Raw genomic sequence first — 19,230 nt, forward strand, 5'->3', positions numbered from 1 at the left:
CATTGAACATGCTTGAGGTTAATAGTGAGGAAGGTTTTTGATTTGTTCTACGTGGGTGTCGATTCCTATGTAGAAGCAGCTGTGAACTTTTTCTGAAAGATAAAAGTATAAAATCTATTAAATTTTTTCATTCGAAACGGATAAAGAGGTAGCCAAGATAGCGCCCGCTGTCTGCTGCATGTACATAACGGAGTGTGCTTTCTCTCCATGCGCCCTTCGGAACTTATAGCACTCCTAATCCTTTATCGAGCGTTTTTCCCTTGCTTTAATTTATAAGTATTTCGAGTTAGTTATGTTTTTATTTTTTATTTTGAACAGTGAGGAGAGATTGATGAGAATAGTAGGTTGCTTATTTAATATATTACTATTTAATTTTGTTATCAAGACATTAGCCCTAGAGTATATAAAGTTTCGAACCTAAGCTTGTAAGGATTTTATTTTACTGGATTTCTGTTTTTTAAAATGCAATGTGCCACAAATCTGCCATTAAAATTTGAGCAGTTTTGAAGATGATCAAATTAAATTTCTGATAATAAGTTTGTTGAAAAACTGGAATGTAAATAGTATTTAAAGTTTTGATTTTTAATTAAGTAAATCTTTTTTTGATTGGGAAACTTTTGAGATCCAATGAGTGGACAAATCTTTAATTTAGTAGTCTTTTTACTCGTTATTTTGCAGATTTATTTGTACCTTATTTGTACCATTGCTTTGTAATGTGCCGTTATATATAGGTTTGTTACTTTTGAAGAAGTAAAATAATTCTTTAGTATTAAGAAATTAGTACAAAGTATTAAGATAGAAAACCGAGTCAGAAATGGCTCGGTTTTTTTTTAATCTTCATTTTCTGATTTGATTTTCGAAATAATTATAACTCCTGGAGTTGGCACGTGTGTTAGTTTTATTATGATTTTATGTTTTTTTCTAAGTCTGAATTCTCTAGTTTCGTAACCTATAGATTTGCATATTAATACATCTCTTTTTTTTCCTTTAATCGTAAATTCACCATTAAAATCCGTTGTAACAAAAGTTCTAGTTCCTTTTACATTTACTTCCACACCAGGAACTGGCATGTTGGTTTCCGTATCATATATGGTTCCTATATACTCGACGATAGGATTTTTGCTATCCTGCTGATTTGTTGTTTGTTCTATTCTAGGTCTTCCTTGTGCTCTTGCAGTGTGATTTCCTAGACCCAATAAAGCAATAAAAGTTGCCGCTGCAATTACCCAAATCGATTTTTTCTCTTTAGGAAATATATAACCTCTTTCAACCTGAGAAAGTCTAAAACGGCCACATGAATTTTTATTGTAAGCAGCAATAATTTCCTTGTCTGAAGATTTTGTAAAATCAATCACATTTTGTTGACATACACTGCAAAATTTTCCTTTTTCTGCATGTGACATTTCCTTCCAATTTTCATGGCATGGTTCCGGAATGGAGATTTTTATTTTATGATTCATCTTTGGCGCTTATTAATTAACAAAATTCATAACTTAGATTTTATAAAAGTAATTTTTTTTTAATTTTCTATTTTAGAATTTCTCATCAAACTGATAATTGTCATTTCTTCTTCGAATTCTTTTTCGTAATATTACTATTGTAAATTTTTTTGAATGAGAAAGATCAAATACAAGAAAGGACGTAAGCTGCAACACATTACATTAGAGTACACAGGCACACACAAAGAGCACGAAACCGAAATGCAGCTTTTTGTATATGATGATGAAGATGTTGTTGAATATGATAAGTTTACGGTTCTTGCCTTGAATTCTTGTTTTGATTATACTAAAAACAATTGGTTAAATGTTCATGGTTTAAATGACATTGGTTTGCTTAAAACAATTGGGGCACATTTTAAATTGGATGATTTCCTCTTAGCTGATATTTTAAACACAACCAAAAGAACCAAATTAGAAGAACAGCAGAATGTCTTATTCTTCAATATAAAATCCCTTTTACCTTCTGAATATTCAGATAATATCAGTGTTGAGCAGATTAGTTTTATTCTAAAAGAAGGTATTCTAATTTCATTTCAGGAAAAACGAAGCGATTTTTTTACACACATTCGCGAGCGTCTTCGTACGCATGCGGGAATTGTACGAACTAAAAAAGTAGATTATCTCTTGTATTTGCTTTTAGATGCCGTTATGGAAAATTTCTATATTACGCTGGAAGATGAAGAAGATAAGATTGAAGAATTAATCAATATAACTAAAAAAGAAGCTAAACCGGTAATTTTAGAAAAAATTGAAAACCATCGTGATAATTTAAACTTTTTAAAACGTTCGATTGTGCCGTTGCGAGATTCATTATATTATCTGAAAACGATTAAAGATGATGATGAAAATAACGGTCTTATACAGAGAGAAACGTTTAATTTCTTTGTAAGACTTCATCAGAAAAGTTTAGAGCTCTTAGAACAGATAGAATCGGATATGAGTGCATTGGAGAGTGCTTCTAATTTTTATTTCTCAGAACAAAGCCGAAAAATGAACGAAATCATGAAAACGCTGACAATCATTTCGGCCATCTTTATCCCGCTTACTTTTATTGTTGGAGTGTACGGAATGAACTTTGAATACATGCCAGAACTCAAAATGAGAAATGGCTATTTTGTGGTAATGGGCATAATGCTTTTACTAGTTGTAGCTTTGATTGTTTATTTCAAAAAAAGGCGCTGGTTTTAACGTTTGTTTCTGTAAAAAAAGAATGATTTCTATTAAATTTGTTATTTAGAATAAATATAAATAATTATGAGTAAAGCAATATATATAGCCACTAGTGATCACAATAGTGGTAAATCAATTATTACACTCGGTTTGATGAGTATCTTAATTGGTAAAACGGCCAAAGTAGGATATTTTAGACCTATCATTGAAGATTTTGTTGATGGCGAGGTAGATAATCATATTCAAACTGTTTTGTCTTATTTTAACCTTGATATTCAATTTGAAGATGCTTATGCAATTACGAAAAGCAGATTAATCAAGAAAAAGAATAAAGGAAAAATAGGAGAGGTTTTGGATTTAATTATTGAAAAATACAAAAAGCTCGAAGAACGATTTGATTTTGTTTTAGTTGAAGGAACAAGTTTTACAGGAGAAGGGACTTCAATTGAATTAGATTTGAATGTTTTAATTGCCAAAAATCTTGGAATTCCAACCATAATTATAGGGTCGGGAGTTGGAAAAACTTTAGAAGAATTAGTAGATAGTTTGTACTTGGTTTACGATTCATTTAAAGTAAAAGAGGTAGAAGTTTTATCTGTTTTTGCTAATAAAGTACAACCCGAAAATATAGAATTGGTTACCAAAAGCCTTCAGAAAAGTCTTCCTCCAAATGTTTTAGTTAATACGATTCCGCTCATATCAAGTTTGAATAATCCAACGATGCAGGAAATTGTAAACGAATTGGATGCAAAAGTTTTATTTGGAGAAAATTATCTGAATAACGAGATCGGTCATTACAGTGTTGGAGCGATGCAGTTGCATAACTATTTGGTGCATCTGCATAATAATGCTTTAGTAATTACTCCTGGAGATCGCTCAGATATTATTTTGGGAGCTTTGCAAGCAAATGAATCGGCTAATTATCCAACGATTTCAGGAATTATCCTAACAGGAAATATTGTTCCTGAAGAAAGTATTTTAAAACTTATTGAAGGACTTTCTGCCATTGTACCCATTATAGCTGTTGATGGTGGAACTTATCACATTACAAACAAAATTGGATCGATTAAATCGGAGATTTATGCCAACAACACGCATAAGATTGAAACTTCAATAACTACTTTTGAGAAATATGTCAATAACGATGCTTTATCAGAAAGATTAATCACTTTCCAAGCAGAAGGTATGACGCCGAAAATGTTTCAATACAACATGGTTAAAAGAGCGAAACAGCACCGAAAACATATTGTGCTTCCAGAAGGAAATGACGATCGAATTATTACGGCTGCTTCAAGATTATTAGACATGGATGTAGTCGATATTTCGATTATTGGAGATAAAAAACAAATAGAAAATAAGGTTGTAGAACTTGGAATTACATTCGATTTTTCTAAAGTAAATATCATTAATCCGATAGAATCTGAGTTTTACGAAGATTATGCAAATACATATTATGAGTTGAGAAAAGCCAAAAACGTAAGCATTACAATGGCAAGAGATTTAATGGAAGATGTATCGTATTTCGGAACCATGATGGTGTACAAAGGCCACGCAGACGGAATGGTTTCTGGAGCGGCTCATACGACACAGCATACGATTTTACCAGCGCTGCAATTCATTAAAACCAAGCCAAATTCATCTGTTGTTTCTTCAGTATTTTTTATGTGTTTGGAAGACCGTGTTTCTGTTTTTGGAGATTGTGCCATCAATCCAAATCCAACTGCAGAACAATTGGCAGAAATAGCTATTTCATCAGCAGAATCAAGTGCTGCTTTTGGAATTGAACCAAAAATTGCCATGCTTTCATATTCTTCTGGAGCTTCTGGAAAAGGAGATGAAGTAGAAAAAGTTCGAACTGCAACCGAAATTGTAAAAGAAAAAAGACCTGATTTAAAGATTGAAGGCCCAATTCAGTATGATGCTGCGGTTGATTTAAGTGTCGGAAAAAGCAAAATGCCAGATTCTGAAGTAGCAGGACAAGCAAGTGTATTAATTTTCCCTGATTTAAATACAGGAAACAATACTTATAAAGCTGTTCAAAGAGAAACCGGAGCTTTGGCGATTGGTCCAATGTTACAAGGTTTAAATAAACCCGTAAACGATTTAAGTCGTGGCTGTACTGTAGATGACATCATCAATACAGTTGTCATTACAGCGATTCAGGCACAAGGAATGTAAATTCATTAACAATTAAAAAATAGAACGCGGATAAGACAGATTCGCTATCGCGAAAACACAGATTTGCACAGATTTTATTTTGATGAAATGAAAAATACGTTTTAATCCGCGTCTTTACGAAGTAAATCAGGGTCATCTGCGTTCTAATTCAACAATAAAATTTCTGTCTTCGAGAAGAAAACTTAGCATCTCAGAGACTCAGTATCTTAGCAACTTAAAAAAAATGAAAATACTTATAATAAACTCAGGAAGTTCCTCAATTAAATATCAATTAATGGTTATGCCGACAAACGAAGTAATTTGTAGCGGTATGATTGACAGAATTGGTTTAGAAACTTCAAATATAACCTTTAAAACAGCTTCCAATTCATTGGAAGAAATACTACCAATGCCAACACACAAAGTAGGTTTACAGAAAGTTTCGGATTTGCTTTTAGATCCAGAAAAAGGAGTGATTAAAACGACTTCGGAGATTGCAGCAGTTGGACATAGGGTAGTTCATGGAGGAAGTTATTTTTCTGATACGACCATCATTACAGAAGAAGTTAAAGAAAAAATTAAAGAGCTTTCAGAGTTGGCGCCTTTGCATAATCCCGCACATTTGGTTGGAATAAACGTTGCTGAAGAAATCTTTTCAGATGCCAAACAAGTGGCTGTTTTTGATACCGCTTTTCACCAGACCATTCCAGTTGAAGCACATAAATATGCGATTCCGAATTTCCTTTTAACTGAGCATAAAGTTCGTGTTTATGGTTTTCATGGAACAAGCCATAAATATGTTTCAGAAAAGGCTATTAATTACTTAGATAAGAATTCTAAAATCATTACGATTCACTTAGGCAACGGTTGCAGTATGAGCGCTGTAAAAGATGGAAAAAGTATTGATACCACAATGGGATTTTCGCCATCAAATGGTTTAATTATGGGAACTCGCGCTGGGGATATTGATCAGTCGGTTATCTTTTATTTAGTGAAAAATCTTGGCTACACTCCAGACGAAGTGAATTCTATTTTGCTAAAACAAAGCGGAATGCTTGGTTTAACAGGTTACAGCGACTTAAGAGATATCGAATCTAAAGCTCAAGAAGGAGATAAAGACTGCAAACTAGCCTTATTGATGAATGCGTATAGAATTCGAAAAACAATTGGTGCTTATGCGGCAGCTTTAAACGGTTTGGATGCTATCATATTTACAGCAGGAATTGGCGAGAATTCGTCATTTATGCGTAATTTAATCTGTACCGATATGGATTATTTCGGAATTCAAATTGACGCAGGAAAAAATCAAATTCGTTCTAAAGAATTGAGAGAAATCAACTCAGAAAACTCAATTGTAAAAGTGTTGGTTGTTCCTACTGATGAAGAGTATGAAATCGCCAATCAGGTTTTTCAGTTGCTTGAAAATTAAATATTAATTCTAATAGTTCAAAAAGCTTCTCCATCGAGAAGCTTTTTTACTTTTTAGAAATTAAATTTTTGTGAGTATCTTTGAGTTTTAATCTGAACATATTGAAATCGATACTTTTAAAATCAGTTTTCTTCTTTTTCATCGCTTTACAACTTCAAGCACAAGAATTACTTCCTTTCGTAGAAAATTACAGCAAATCCGATTATCAGGGAGATAATCAAATTTGGAATGTAGTTCAGGGAAATGATGATGCGATGTATTTTGCTAACAATCACTATTTGCTTCGCTATGATGGAGTAAAATGGGAAAAATATACACTACCGAACAAAACTATTATCAGATCCATTCTTATTGAAGGCGATAAAATATATTCTGGTTCGTATAAAGAGTTTGGCTACTGGTACCGAAAAGACGGAACTATGCATTATGTTTCGATTACCAAAAATCTAAGATTATTTGATGAAAGGGATAATGAAGAAATCTGGAAAATTTTCAGATTTAATGGTTCGCTTTATTTTCAATCCTTTAATGATGTCTTTATTTATAATGGAAAGACAATCAAGAAAATTAAATTTCCTTTTCTTATTTCGTACTGTTTTGCTGTAGATAAAAATCTATACGTGGCTTCTGTTCAGGACGGAATTTTTAAAATGAACGATAAGTATATTTCAAATCCTAAAGGATGGAATGTTCTTAAAAAGACAGTCGTTCATGCTATCGAAAAACATGAAAACAAGACCTATATATTTACTCAGAAAAAAGGTGTTTTTGTCGTAGATAAAGATGGCTTAAAAAGCTGGGACAATCCGATAAATGAAACTTTGAAATCGGCTACAATAAATGTTGCTAAATTTATAAAAGGAGAAAAATTAGTTATTGGAACAGGGAATCGAGGCATTATTATTTTAGATCTCAAAAACAATACCTATAAAAATATTGAACGAGATAATGTTTTGATGAATAACTCAGTGCTGAGTTTAGGATTTGATAAAGAAAATGATCTTTGGGTTGGGTTGGATAACGGAATTGCACATGTTGAGGTCAATTCACCGATTTCTTTCTTTTATGACAATTCGGGACTTTTAGGTTCTGTTTATTCTGTTGCAACTATTAATAAAGGTTATTTAATCGCGTCTAATCACGGAATATTCGAATACAGTTCAGGAAAATTTAATATGATGCCCAATACACAAGGTCAGGGCTGGAATATTTCATTAATAAACGGGAAGTATATTATTGGTCATAATGATGGTACTTTCTCTTATGAAAATGGTTTGCTGACCAAGATAAATGGAGTTAGTGGAGGCTGGAATATGTCCAAGAGCAGTATTAATGATACCTATTTTCAGTCTACCTATAGCGGTATTCTGGTTTATGATAATCCTTCAGATCTTTCACATTATAAGATTATCAAAGAACTTGCAAAACCTATAAAATATGTAGCGCAGAATAAAAAAAATGAAATTTGGGCTGCTGATAATTATCGCGGTTTGTATCGTGTTGTATTAGATGATAATTATAATACTTTGAAAGTTGAAAATGTCACACAGCAAAGTAAAATAATAAACGATTTTGGGATCAAGATTTTTGAATTCAGAAAAGAAATCCTTTTTCTGATTAATAATGTTTGGTATACTTATAACTCGATTGCAGGTAAATTGGAAGAAAACGAGCTGTTTAATGAAAATTTTAAAAATGTAACAGACATTGTTTCTATAGACGAAGATCACTTTATGGTTTTGCAAAATGGCATATTATACCATATTTATGTTGAAGGAAATAAGTTTATCTGGAATATTATTCAAGAGAAATATTATAAAGGAAAACTCATCAATGAAAATTTAAGAATCTTTAAGAAAGATAATTATTACTTGTTTAATCTTGACGACGGATTTATTTCGCTTAAGCTAAAATATGAGAATAAACAAAACTCTAAAATAGAAATTGAAGCATTCAGCAATAATGTTTTAGTTCCGAATGAATCCAAAATTAAATTCAATACCGAATTAAGAATAAATGCCATTTCGGGAATTTATGGAGCAAGTAAGCCTAATTTATTTTATAAGTTAGATAAAGGGAAAGACTTTTTTTCAATTTCTGACGGATTGATTATTCTAAACAATTTAAGTAGCGGGAATCATTCTGTAGAGATATTTAAGCATGACGGAGCAACTTATGAAAAAGTTTCTGTTTACAAATTTAAAGTAGCAGAGCCTTGGTATTTCTCTTTTTGGATGATCCTTCTTTATTTATTTGTAATCGGTGCGGTCCTATTTTTCTATTACAGATGGAATAAATTTAGATATACTCAAAAATTAAAGCTACAGGCTGAAGAATTAAAACATCAGAGAGAAATCCTGGAAATGGAATTGAAAAAAGAAAATGAGCTCAATCTTCAGGAATACGAAAAACATATTTTAGAATTAGAGCTTCAAAGTAAATCTTCTGAAGTAGCAGGCAAATCGTTATCAATTGCGAAGCAGACAGAAATGATTGATAAAATTCAAGGAATTCTAGAAACGGAAAAAGATTTTTCTAAACTAAAAAGCGAAATTAAAAAAGCAATAAAGATTAATGAAGTAAATAAGCACGAATGGGAAATATTTGAAACCAATTTGAATCAGATCCATAATGAGTTTATCATCAATCTTTCTAAAAAATATCCACACTTGACTCCAAAAGATATTAAGCTTTGTGTTTATCTTAAAATGAACCTTTCTTCTAAGGAAATTGCTCCTATGATGAACATCTCTTTTAGAGGTGTAGAATTGCATAGATATCGTCTCAGAAAGAAATTAAACCTCACACAAGACGAAAACCTGTCGAAGTTTTTATTAAGTCTGTAAGATTTGATTTTATTTTTTGCAGATATTATATTTTTAGATATCTATTATTACATATTTCTAATACATCATTACTACATCATAACGTTATGTTAAAGAAAATTTACTAATGTTTATTTTGTTGATAATCAATTATATAATCTTAAAATTTAACATAATGATGTAGCTGTGTTGTAGTGGTAATTGATGTACTACAACGTTGTAATTGTTTAATTTGGCTCTACTAACTTAAACGATTACGTACTGTATGAAAAATTTTATTTTTAGCTTTTTAGCACTCTTGTTGCTGCCTACATATATGATGGGACAGGCACAAGCAATTAAAGGAAAAGTAGTAGACAGTAGCGGAATGGGAGTTCCGGGAGCCATTATTAGTGCTTCAGAATCCAGAGCTTCTGCTGATGCTGACTTCGATGGTAATTTTACCATTAATGCTAAAGTTGGAGAAATCCTAAAAATCTCTATGCTTGGTTTCGATGCTGTTTCTGTACCAGCAACAGCAGGTCAAATGACTATTACATTAAAAGAAGCAGGTGATACTGCTTTAAAAGAAGTCGTGGTTATTGGTTATGGTACAAGAAAGAAAATTGATAATACTTCAGCAATTACTTCATTAAAAGCAGAAGATGTTACTAAAACAAAAGTATTAAACGCTTCTCAGGCTATTCAAGGTAAAGCAGCTGGGGTACAGGTTACTTCTTCAGATGCTCCAGGAAGTACGCCTTCTGTAGTGATTAGAGGTTTAGGTACTGCATTAGGAGGTAGAAATCCTTTATATATTGTTGATGGAATGCCAACAGAAAACATCAATAATATTAATACAAATGATATTACTTCTTATGAAATCCTTAAAGACGCTTCTTCTCTGGCTATTTATGGTACAAGAGCGGCAAACGGGGTTATCATTATTACTACTAAAAAAGGTAAAGGTGACAAAGTTTCTGTAGAAGTTGAAAGCTTTGGCGGTATCAGAACGCCACTTAAAAAAGTGAAAATGGCTGATGCGAATCAATATGCAAGCTATACTAACGCAGCTTTAGGAACAAACAGATTCTCTACAAATCAGCCGATTAATACAAATTGGTTTGATGAAATTACAAGAACTGGAACTTACACTCAAAATAATATTTCTATTTCTGGTGCTACAGAAAATGTGAAATACTTTTTTAGTGCAGGAAACTATCAAGAAAAAGCGGTTCTAAACGGTTTAGATTACAGCCGTACAAATTTTAGAAATAATAATGAATTTAAACTTTCTAAAAAGATCACTTTAAATCAGAACTTTAGCTTCACTTCAGCTAATTCTACACCAAAACCATTAAGCGCATTTACAAATGCATACAAACAATCATCAATTGTTCCTGTACGTTTTGCAAATGGTCAATACGGTGCGCCTTTTGCAGATGGAAATGGAGTAGCAAGTCCAACAGGAAATTCATTTAACAATGTTGGTAATCCTGTAGCACAATTAGATTTCTATAATGAAGAGCAAAGAAGTATTACACTTCAAGGCGGTTTGAAATTGGATTATGAAATCTTAGAAGGTTTAAAATTCACATCACAATTTAATGGTGAATATTACACTTGGAAAAATTACAATTTTGAGGATACTAAAAATGTTTGGCTAGCGGCTAATCCAACTCGTAAAGATGCTGATTATTCAAGCACAGATCCTATCAATTTATTGACTAGAGGTAGAGAGCAATATTTTAATTGGAACTTATCTAACTATTTAACTTATAATAAAGTATTTGCTAAAATTCACGATGTTGAATTAACTGCTGGTATTGAGACGTCTGTAAAAGGACCAAGAGAAAAATTAGTTATTACTAGAAAAAATGTAAGCCCAGATTCGAACTATTGGTCTTTATATAATGCAACAGATGCAAAAGGTGTAGATTATTCTGGAACTGTTACGAATTTACAAGATATCGTATTTAACGAAAGTAAATTGGCTTCTTATTTTGGACGTGTTCAATACAAATTAATGGACAGATATTTAGTAACTGGAACTATTAGACGTGATGGATCTTCAAACTTTGCAAAAGATTACCGTTGGGGAACTTTCCCATCTGTAGGTCTTGGATGGATTATGACTAAAGAAAGTTTCTTGTCAGATATTAAAGGAGTTGATTTAATTAAATTAAGAGGTAGTTGGGGTAAATTAGGAAACCAAAATGTACCATTAAACAGCCAGAGTTATAATTCTGGATTAAACAGTTATTTAGGAGGTTCAATTTTATATGAAGGATCAAGCATTACCTCTCAAATTGATCCAGCTTTAACATGGGAAATTACAGAAGAGTCTTCTGCGGGTATTGATTTCGAATTTTTAGACAGCAGGTTAAAAGGATCATTTGATGTTTATAACAAAAACACAGACAATGTAATTTTATATGTAAAACCTTATCCAACTTCAGGAATCACAACAGCTTCTCCTTCGCACGTGGGTGAAGTTTCAAACAAAGGTTATGAAATCTCTTTACGTTGGGATGATAAAATTACTGAAGATTTAAGCTACTGGGTTGGAGGTAACTTCTCTCACAATAAAAATGAACTTACTAGTTTAAAAGATGTTTCGTTATCTCAAGTTATTGGAGGTAATTTAGGAAATGGTCAGGATACTAAATTGTTATACAACAACTCTGTTGGTCAGCCATTAGGTAGTTTTTACCTTTATGAATATGCAGGTGTAGATCCAGCAAATGGAAATATGCTTTATTATAATGCTGCAGGAAATAAAGTAACTCAGGATGCTTTATCTGCAACAGAAGATAAAAAATATGTAGGTTCGATTTTACCAAAAGTAAACTATGGAGTTTCTTTAGGATTAGTTTACAAAAACATTGATTTCTCTGTTGATGGATACGGTACTGGTGGAGCTAAAGTTTACAATGGTAAAAAAGCACAGCGTTTTGGAGGTGAAAACATAGAAGCTTCTATGACAAGCAATTATTGGACACCAACAAATACAACAGCACCAAATCCAAGACCATTTAATACTGTTCCTGTTGCTTCAACTTATTATATGGAGTCAGGTGATTTCTTTAGAATCAACAACATTACTGTAGGATATAAACTTCCTTTAAGCGGTGATCAATTTATTAGTTCTTGCAGAATTTATCTTAATGCAATCAACCCATTCATTACACAGAAATTTTCTGGATTCTCTCCTGAGCTAAATGCAGATGGAGATCCTTATAAACTTCAAGGTATTGAATTGGATGCTTATCCAACATTAAGATCATTTGTAATTGGTGCTAATTTAAAATTTTAATATTATGAAAAAGATATATATATCAATCTTCGTTTTAGCAGCATTTACTTTTACTGGATGTGCTGATGATTACCTAGATGTTAAACAAACAGAAACTATTTCTACAGATGATATCGAATTGTTTAACAATGACAACGGAGCAAAAACTTTTGTGACTTCAATCTACAGTAAATTCTTAGATTGGGATATGAGTTCATTCGGATGGATTGGATTAGCCAGTATTACATCTGATGATGCTGATAAAGGATCAACTCCAAGTGATACTGGTACAGATAAAGATGTTTTAGATGCCCTAACTTATAATGCATCAAATCCATCTGCTGAAAGTACTTTTAATGCAAACTATGACGGAATCAACAGATGTAACCAAGCATTAGCGATTCTTCCTAAATTAGATAAAGCTGATCCTGCATTAAGAGAAAGATTAATGGCGGAGGCAAAATTTTTAAGAGCTTTTATGTATTTTACTTTAGTGAAATGTTATGGAGGTGTGCCAATTGTAGATCATGTATCTAGTCTTCCATTATCTGCAGAAGATAAAGCCATGCAGTTAACTCGTAAAACAGCTGCTGAAGTTTATGCTTTTATTGAAAAAGATCTTACTGAAGCTGCTGCAGTTTTACCAAATAAATCGCAGTATGCTGATGCTGAAAAAGCAAGAGCATCAAAAGGAGCTTGTTATGCTTTGTTGGCAAAAGTTAGTTTGTATCAGAAAAAATGGCAAAGTGTTGTTGATAATTGCAACTTGGTTACAGGATATATTATTTCTCCAGATTATGCTAAAATGTTCAGGCTTGAAGGAGAAAATGACGGAGAGTCTATTTTTGAAATAAACGGAAATGGTGCAGTACCAGCTCGTGGAATTCAAGGATATTCTAATACTCAAGGTGTTCGTGATGCATGGGGATGGGGATTCAATCAGCCTTCTCAAAGTTTGGTAAATGCTTATGAAACTGGAGATGTTAGAAAAGATGCAACTATCATTTTTAGAGGAACAACTTTATATGACGGAAGAGTAATTCCTCAAATATATGATAAAGATGGTAATGTAGATACTACGCTTAATCCGAGATATAACTTTAAGGCTTATTCTTCTGCTTACACAAGTGCATGGGAAACAGATGCTAACATTAAATATTTAAGATACGGAGAAGTATTATTAATGAAAGCGGAAGCTTTAAATGAATTAAATCAAACTTCAGAAGCAATTTCATTATTAAACATAATCAGACACAGAGCTGGTTTAGGTGATACTCCAGCAACTTCTCAAGCGGCGGTTAGAACTGCAATCTGGAAGGAAAGAAGAGTTGAATTAGCATTCGAATTTGACAGATTCTTCGACTTAGTGAGAACTGGTCAGGCAAAAGATGCTTTTACAGCAGACGGAAAAGTATTTACAGTAGGTAAAAATGAATTGTTCCCAATTCCAGCATCATTTATTTTGATTGCTGAGGGAATGTCTTCTCAAAACCCTGGATATAATTAATTATTCTTTATATCACTTCCTTCTAGTTTCTAGAAGGAAGTGATTATTTATTACAATCTCAAAATCTTTATAATGATTAGAATTTCAGTTTTATTTTTAGCTTTTACTTTTTTTGGTTGCGGTAATACCGATAAATCAAAAAAGGATGTACAGGAAAATACTTCTGTTGTTGCTGCATTAACAGATGAACAGCTATTAGATGCTGTTCAAAAACAAACTTTTAAGTACTTCTGGGATTATGCTGAACCAAATTCTGGATTGGCCAGAGAGCGTTACCATCCTGACGGAAATTATCCTGAAAACGATTCAAATATTGTAACAACAGGCGGTTCAGGTTTTGGATTAATGGCTTTGGTTTCAGGAATGTCTCAAGGATATATTACAAAAGAACAAGGAGTTGAAAGACTAAACAAAATTGCAGATTTTTTAGGCAAAGCAGATCGTTTTCATGGAGCATGGTCACATTGGATCGACGGAAATACAGGAAAAGTAAAACCTTTTGGAACCAAGGATAACGGTGGTGATTTGGTAGAAACCTCATTTTTGGTTGCAGGAATGATTACAGTTCGTGAATATCTTAAAGATGGTTCTGAAAAAGAGAAAGCAGTTGCTCAAAAATTTGATGCACTTTGGAAAGGTGTAGACTGGCAATGGTATACTAATCATAAGAATGTTTTGTATTGGCATTGGTCGCCAAATTATGCCTGGCAGATGAACTTTCCTCTACAAGGATATAATGAATGCCTGATTACTTATGTAATGGCGGCATCTTCACCAACTCATTCAATTGATGCAAAAGCGTATCATGAAGGATGGGCAAGAGGCGGAGAAATAGTTTCTCCAAAAACAAAATACAATCTGCCTTTAATTTTAAAGCATAATGGTGCTGAAGAATTTGGCGGGCCTTTATTCTGGGCGCATTATTCTTACGTTGGTTTAGATCCAAATCAATTAAGTGATAAATATGCTAATTATTGGGATTTAAATGTAAATCAGACCAAAATCAATTATCAGTATTGTGTTGAAAACCCTAACAAAATTCCTGGATACGGCCCAGAATATTGGGGATTAACAGCATCTTATTCTAGAAATCCTGATGGTTCTATTGGATATAATGCACATATGCCAAGCAATGATCAAGGCGTGATTTCGCCTACTGCAGCAATCAGTTCAATTGTTTATACGCCAAAAGAGTCTATGACTTTTATCCGCAATTTATACGAAAATCATAAAAAAGAAACTTGGGGAGATGCGGGATTCTACGATGCACTTAGTTTAGGAAATAAATGGGTTGCAAAACGTTATCTGGCAATTGATCAAGGGCCTGAAGTAGTGATGATTGAAAATTACAGAACAGGTCTTTTATGGAAATTATTCATGAATGCACCTGAGGTAAAACAAGGTTTAACAAAACTTGGATTTAAATCTGGGAAATACGGAATCTAAGAATTCACATGAAATACAAATTAGCTTTTTTATCTCTTTTATTTTCTTTTTTCGGCTTTAGCCAAAGCGAAACAACTGGGAAAATTAATACCGTCATAATGTCAAAGTATGAACTTGGTTATGTTTTGCATAAACCAAAAAATACTAAAGAGAAAAAGCCTTTGATTGTTTTTATTTCTGGTGATGGAGAAAAAGGAACCGATCTTGAAAAAGTGAAAGTTCATGGTCCTTTAAAATATTTAAAAACACACCAATTGGATGCTTACGTTCTGGCTCCGCAGTGCAAAGAAGATGAAAATTGGGATATAGAGTCGATTTATCAGCTGATTCTAAAAATTCAGAAAGAGAATAAAATCGATTCAGAAAGAATATATGTTACTGGTTTGAGCTCAGGAGGTTGGGCTTCTTGGAATTTGGCTTTTGCACATCCGGATCTATTTGCAGCAAACGTACCTGTCGCTGGTTTTGTAGATTTAATTCAGTTAGAACACGCTTGTGAAATAGCCAATATTCCAACCAGAATTTTCCACGGACTATTGGACGATGTAGTAAATGTAAATTATGCCATCACGATTTACAAAGAATTGAAAAAATGTAATGCAAAAGATGTTAAGCTGACCATTTTTGATGATGCAAATCATGACAGCTGGACAAGAGTTTATGATAATCAAGAAATCTATGACTGGATGTTCCAGCAGAAAAAAACGAATACAAACAAATAAATAAATTAGGAATGAAAAACAAATTAGTCTTACTTTTTTTAGGATGCGCTGTTTTGGGTTATGCTCAGAAAAAGCCTTCTAAAAATACAGTGAAAATTAAACCCAAGTCTGAATTTGTGGCGGAATTAATGTCAAAAATGACATTGGAAGAAAAATTAGGGCAGTTAAATTTACCAACTTCGGGCGATATTACTACAGGGCAAGCAAACAGCTCAAATGTTGCAAAAAATATTGCTGAAGGTAAAGTGGGCGGTTTGTTCAATATAAAATCAGTTCAAAAAATTAAAGAAGTACAGAAAATTGCTGTTGAACAAAGCCGTTTAAAAATTCCATTGCTTTTTGGTATGGATGTTATTCACGGTTACGAGACAACATTCCCAATTTCGTTAGGATTATCTTGTACTTGGGATATGGCTTTAATTGAAAGAAGTGCGCAGATTGCAGCGAAAGAAGCAAGTGCAGACGGAATCAACTGGACATTCTCTCCAATGGTTGATGTGTCTCGCGATCCAAGATGGGGAAGAGTTTCTGAAGGTTCAGGAGAAGATCCGTATTTAGGAAGCCAAATTGCGAAAGCAATGGTTAACGGATATCAGCAGCACGATCTTTCTAAAAACAATTCAATTTTAGCTTGTGTAAAACACTTTGCATTATATGGTGCTCCAGAAGCTGGACGTGATTATAACACAGTTGATATGAGCCATATCAGAATGTTCAATGATTATTTCCCTCCTTACAAAGCAGCAGTTGATGCAGGTGTAGGTTCGGTTATGGCATCTTTTAACGAAGTGGACGGAATTCCAGCAACTGGAAACAAATGGTTAATGACTGACGTTTTAAGAAAACAATGGGGCTTTAAAGGTTTTGTGGTAACCGATTTTACAGGAATTCCCGAAATGATCGAACATGGAATGGGGAATCTTCAAGATGTTTCTGCTTTAGCATTAAACGCTGGAGTTGAAATGGATATGGTTGGAGAAGGTTTCTTAGGAACTTTAAAAAAATCTTTGGATGAAAAAAGAGTTTCAATCGAAACAATCGACAATGCTGTAAAATTGATTTTAGAAGCAAAATACGATTTAGGATTATTCCAAGATCCTTATAAATATTGTGATGAGAAAAGAGCTAAAACGGAGATCTTCACAACTGATAGCAGAAAAGAAGCGCGTCAGATTGCAGCGCAGTCTTTGGTTTTATTAAAAAACCAAAATCAGTTATTGCCTCTTAAAAAATCAGGGACAATTGGTTTAATCGGGCCGTTAGCAGATGCGAAAGAAAACATGCCGGGAACTTGGAGCGTAGCTACAAAAATGGAAAATGCGGTTTCATTATTAAGAGGAATCAAAGAAGTTGCTGGAGCAGGAACTAAGGTTTTGTATGCAAAAGGAAGCAACTTAGATTACGATGAAACGTTTGAAACTAATGCAACCATGTTCGGGAAAACATTACATCGTGATGCTCGTTCAAAAGAAGAAATGTTAGCAGAAGCTTTAAAAGTTGCGGAACAGTCAGATGTAATTGTGGCAGCTTTAGGAGAATCTGCAGAAATGAGTGGAGAATCTAGCAGTCGTACCAACTTAGAAATTCCACAAGCGCAGAAAGATTTATTAAACGCTTTATTGAAAACAGGAAAACCAGTTGTTTTAGTTTTATTTGATGGACGTCCGTTAGTTATTACTGACGAAGAGAAATCAGTTCCAGCTATTTTAAATGCTTGGTTCGCAGGAACAGAAGCAGGTTACGCTATCGCTGATGTTTTATTTGGAGATGTAAATCCATCTGGAAAATTGACTTCAACTTTCCCAAGAAGTGTTGGACAATTGCCAATTTATTATGCACACAAAAATACAGGAAGACCGCTTTCTAACACTGAAGGAAAATTCGAAAAATTCAGATCAAATTATATTGACGAAAGAAACGAGCCATTATTCCCATTCGGATTTGGATTAAGCTACACGACTTTCGATTATTCAAACTTGAAAATTTCTTCAGATAAAATGAATTCGACGGGAAAATTAAAAGTAACTGTTGATGTAACAAACACTGGAAATTTTGACGGAAAAGAAACAGTTCAATTATACATTAGAGATTTAGTTGGTTCTGTAACAAGACCAGTTAGAGAATTGAAAGGTTTCCAAAAAATAACTCTTAAAAAAGGAGAGAAACAAACAGTAAGTTTTGACATTACTGTAGAGGATTTAAAATTTTATAACTCTGATTTACAGTTCGTAGCAGAGCCTGGGCAGTTTGATATCTTCATTGGAGGTAATTCAAATGCCGATAAGAAAGTTAGTTTTGAGTTAACTAAATAGTTGGTTTATTGATTAGTAATTAGCCCTTCGCGTGTTTGGTTAGCGAAGGGCTTTTTTTCTGAAATAAAAAATCAATTTTAAAAAGGAATGAAATGAAGAATTTTAAAATAGTAAGTTCAGTTGTTTTTGTGCTTGTTTTTTCTTTTTGTAATGCACAGAAAAATGCGATTGTAGCACATCGTGGCGCGTGGAAAAAGAATAATCTGCCAGAAAACTCCATCGCATCATTAAGACATGCAATTGACTTAAAACTGCCAGGATCAGAGTTTGATGTTTGGAGAACCGCTGATGATTCGCTTGTGATCAATCATGATGCACATTACAATAAAATGCTGATTGAAGAAACGAATTACGCCGATTTAATCAAGTTTAAGCTTTCTAACGGAGAAAAACTTCCAACGCTTCACGAGTATATCTCAGAAGGAAAAAGAAACAATAAAAAGACTCTTTTAGTCTGTGAAATAAAACCATCAGAAATCAGTAAAGAAAGAGGACAAAAAACGGGTGTAGCAGCAGTCGAAACCATTAAAAAAATAAAAGCCGATAAAAACACCTGCTACATCAGTTTTGATTATGATATTCTAAAAGCAATCAGAAAAGTGGATGCTAAAACTTCACTGCAATATTTGGAAGGAAATAAATCTCCAAAAGAAGTGAAAGCAGCTAACATCAATGGTGTCGATTATCATTATTCAGTCTTTCAAAAACATCCAGAATGGATTCAGGAGGCAAAAGATAATAAAGTGATTTTGAATGCGTGGACTGTAAATGAAGCTGCAGATATGGATTGGCTTATAGAACACAAATTCAATTACATTACAACAAATGAGCCCGAACTTTTAAGCGAAAGATTAAAAATCAAAAAATAATCCTGAGCTTACTAACATCT

Annotated in this window: 11 protein-coding genes; 10 read left to right on the forward strand and 1 reads right to left on the reverse strand. The window is 33.2% G+C overall.

Going from position 1 to position 19,230, the window contains the following annotated elements; all coding sequences use genetic code 11:
• Window positions 1–830: 830 nt before the first annotated feature.
• On the reverse strand, window positions 831–1,460 hold the full coding sequence (locus P2W65_RS14350) for a carboxypeptidase-like regulatory domain-containing protein (RefSeq protein ID WP_289658344.1): 630 nt from the start codon (window positions 1,458–1,460) through the stop codon (window positions 831–833).
• Window positions 1,461–1,613: 153 nt separating this feature from the next.
• Here P2W65_RS14350 and corA point away from each other — a divergent pair, with 153 nt between their 5' ends.
• The 10 genes from corA to P2W65_RS14400 all read left to right on the forward strand — a co-directional run bounded on the left by corA (window position 1,614) and on the right by P2W65_RS14400 (window position 19,210).
• A complete protein-coding gene (corA, locus tag P2W65_RS14355) occupies window positions 1,614–2,687 on the forward strand; it encodes a magnesium/cobalt transporter CorA (RefSeq protein ID WP_289658346.1) in 1,074 nt (357 codons plus the stop codon).
• Between the two features lie 66 nt (window positions 2,688–2,753).
• A complete protein-coding gene (gene pta, locus P2W65_RS14360; RefSeq protein ID WP_289658349.1) occupies window positions 2,754–4,847 on the forward strand; it encodes a phosphate acetyltransferase in 2,094 nt (697 codons plus the stop codon).
• Between the two features lie 223 nt (window positions 4,848–5,070).
• Window positions 5,071–6,255 (forward strand): acetate/propionate family kinase, encoded by a 1,185-nt coding sequence (locus P2W65_RS14365; RefSeq protein WP_289658351.1) that lies wholly within the window; start codon window positions 5,071–5,073, stop codon window positions 6,253–6,255.
• A gap of 101 nt (window positions 6,256–6,356) precedes the next feature.
• The gene (locus P2W65_RS14370) at window positions 6,357–9,101 is read left to right on the forward strand and encodes a helix-turn-helix and ligand-binding sensor domain-containing protein (protein ID WP_289658353.1); all 2,745 of its coding nucleotides are present in this window, start codon (window positions 6,357–6,359) and stop codon (window positions 9,099–9,101) included.
• Window positions 9,102–9,345: 244 nt separating this feature from the next.
• The gene (locus tag P2W65_RS14375; RefSeq protein ID WP_289658355.1) at window positions 9,346–12,375 is read left to right on the forward strand and encodes a SusC/RagA family TonB-linked outer membrane protein; all 3,030 of its coding nucleotides are present in this window, start codon (window positions 9,346–9,348) and stop codon (window positions 12,373–12,375) included.
• Between the two features lie 4 nt (window positions 12,376–12,379).
• The gene (locus P2W65_RS14380) at window positions 12,380–13,861 is read left to right on the forward strand and encodes a RagB/SusD family nutrient uptake outer membrane protein (protein ID WP_289658357.1); all 1,482 of its coding nucleotides are present in this window, start codon (window positions 12,380–12,382) and stop codon (window positions 13,859–13,861) included.
• 72 nt (window positions 13,862–13,933) lie between these two features.
• A complete protein-coding gene (locus P2W65_RS14385; protein ID WP_289658360.1) occupies window positions 13,934–15,307 on the forward strand; it encodes a glucoamylase family protein in 1,374 nt (457 codons plus the stop codon).
• A gap of 98 nt (window positions 15,308–15,405) precedes the next feature.
• The gene (locus tag P2W65_RS14390) at window positions 15,406–16,029 is read left to right on the forward strand and encodes a carboxylesterase family protein (protein ID WP_289658362.1); all 624 of its coding nucleotides are present in this window, start codon (window positions 15,406–15,408) and stop codon (window positions 16,027–16,029) included.
• 11 nt (window positions 16,030–16,040) lie between these two features.
• Entirely contained in the window at window positions 16,041–18,341 is a 2,301-nt protein-coding gene (bglX, locus tag P2W65_RS14395; protein WP_289658364.1) for a beta-glucosidase BglX, read from the forward strand.
• Window positions 18,342–18,433: 92 nt separating this feature from the next.
• Window positions 18,434–19,210, forward strand: a complete 777-nt coding sequence (locus P2W65_RS14400; RefSeq protein ID WP_289658366.1) for a glycerophosphodiester phosphodiesterase family protein — start codon at window positions 18,434–18,436, stop codon at window positions 19,208–19,210.
• The last annotated feature ends 20 nt before the right edge of the window (window positions 19,211–19,230 follow it).

The sequence above is a fragment of the Flavobacterium panacagri genome (assembly GCF_030378165.1).
Classification (GTDB): Bacteria; Bacteroidota; Bacteroidia; order Flavobacteriales; family Flavobacteriaceae; genus Flavobacterium; species Flavobacterium panacagri.